The organism is Mesorhizobium sp. M7A.F.Ca.CA.001.10.2.1, from assembly GCF_003998575.1.
Classification (GTDB): domain Bacteria; phylum Pseudomonadota; class Alphaproteobacteria; order Rhizobiales; family Rhizobiaceae; genus Mesorhizobium.
On the sequence record NZ_RZQY01000959.1, the window covers coordinates 1 to 1641 of the forward strand.

The window sequence follows — 1641 nt, forward strand, 5'->3', positions numbered from 1 at the left end:
GTATGACGGAGCCCGCCTCGTCCATGGCGAAGGGGTCGCCATCGGCATGGCGCTGGCCTACCGGTTCTCGTCGCGGCTCAATCTGGCCAGCCCCGACGATGCCGCGCGCGTCGAGGCGCATCTGCGCGCCGTCGGCCTGCCCTGGCGGATAGCCGACATATCGGGCGATCTGCCTGACGCCGAGGCGCTGCTGGCCTTTATCACCCAGGACAAGAAGGTGTCGCGCGGCGCGCTGACCTTCATCCTGACGCGCGGCATCGGCCAGGCCTTCATCGCCAAGGACGTGCCGGCCTCGGAAGTGCTGTCGTTCCTCAGGGAGAATCACCCAAAGGAAAGCGACCGGAGATGAACGAGCCCGGCTGGATCGTCGTTGCCGTCCTTGCCATCCTCATCGTGCTGCTTGTTGCCGTGCGCACGCGCCTGCTTGCCATGTCCGGATACGAGCTTTCGCGCATCGAGCCGCAGCGTTCCAGCCAGGACGAATTGCGCGGCGCGGTCGACGATTTCCGCCGCGACGGCCAGGTGGTGCGCGAGGATCGCGACCGCGTCGGCGGCCTGTTCGATCTCGCCGAACTCGAAGTCTCCGACATCATGGTCCACCGCACCAACATGCGCTCGGTCAATGCCGACAATGCGCCGGAAGCGGTGGTGCGCGAGATCTTGCAAAGCCCGCACACCCGCATGCCGCTGTGGAAAGGCTCGCTCGACAACATCGTCGGCGTGCTGCATGCAAAGGATCTGCTGCGCGCCTTGAACGAAGTCGGCAACGACTTCTCCAGGATCGATGTGATGAAGATCGCCTCGAAACCATGGTTCGTGCCCGACACGACAACCTTGCAGGAACAGCTCAACGCCTTCCTTCGCCGCAAAGCGCATTTCGCCGTCGTCGTCGACGAATATGGCGAGGTCGAAGGACTGGTGACGCTGGAGGACATTATCGAGGAGATCGTCGGCGAGATCGCCGACGAGCATGATGTCGACATACAGGGCGTCAAGCAGGAGGCCGACGGCTCCGTGGTCGTCGACGGTACGGTGCCGATCCGTGACCTCAACCGGGCTCTCGACTGGAACCTGCCGGATGAGGAGGCCACCACCATTGCCGGCCTCGTCATCCACGAGACGCAATCGATCCCCGAGGAGAAGCAGGCTTTTACGTTCCACGGCAAGCGCTTCATCGTCATGAAACGCGACAAGAACCGGATCGCAAGGCTGAGGATCAGGCCAGCCGGCGACACCTGATACGCGCAGGGAGGCCGGGGCACGTCATCCGGCGATCTGGCTGGTCGAGCGTTCGTGGATCGTCGCGCCGGTCTCGGCATCCATGGCCGCCAGGCTGACTTCATAACCCCAAAGCCTGCGGATGTGACGAAGCGTGGCGTCGCGGCTGGCATCCTCGAGAAGGATGCCGTCATTGACCTTGTGCTGCAGGCGCAAATGGCGGTCGCCGAGCAGATCGACATCCACCACCTGAATGTCCGGTCGGTTTGCGCCGAGGTCATAGCTGTTGGCGAGCGTGGCGCGTATCTTGGCGTAGCCGCGCTCGTCGTGGATCGAGGCGACCAGGCAATGCGGTTGGTCGGCAGCGTCGCCAAGCACAAAAAACCGCCATTTCCGGATCAAGGCCGGACTGAGGTACTGGCG

At 63.7% G+C, this 1641-nt stretch carries 2 protein-coding genes and 1 pseudogene; 2 read left to right on the top strand and 1 reads right to left on the bottom strand.

Features of this window, described 5'->3' with window-relative positions; all coding sequences use genetic code 11:
• Positions 1–349: pseudogene (locus EN964_RS33930) on the top strand (3-dehydroquinate synthase); the annotation flags it as partial.
• Complete coding sequence (locus EN964_RS33935; protein WP_127271762.1) at positions 346–1239, top strand: HlyC/CorC family transporter; 894 nt, start codon at positions 346–348, stop codon at positions 1237–1239. The pseudogene EN964_RS33930 and the gene EN964_RS33935, both read left to right, overlap by 4 nt.
• Before the next feature lie 24 nt (positions 1240–1263).
• Here EN964_RS33935 and EN964_RS33940 read toward each other — a convergent pair.
• The coding region (locus EN964_RS33940) for a SpoVR family protein (protein WP_206528809.1) at positions 1264–1641 on the bottom strand (378 nt) is incomplete at its 5' end.

Excerpts from the sequence above, each read along its gene's own strand:
- EN964_RS33935 (WP_127271762.1), top strand. The coding sequence starts at position 346 with ATGAACGAGCCCGGCTGGATCGTCGTTGCCGTCCTTGCCATCCTCATC.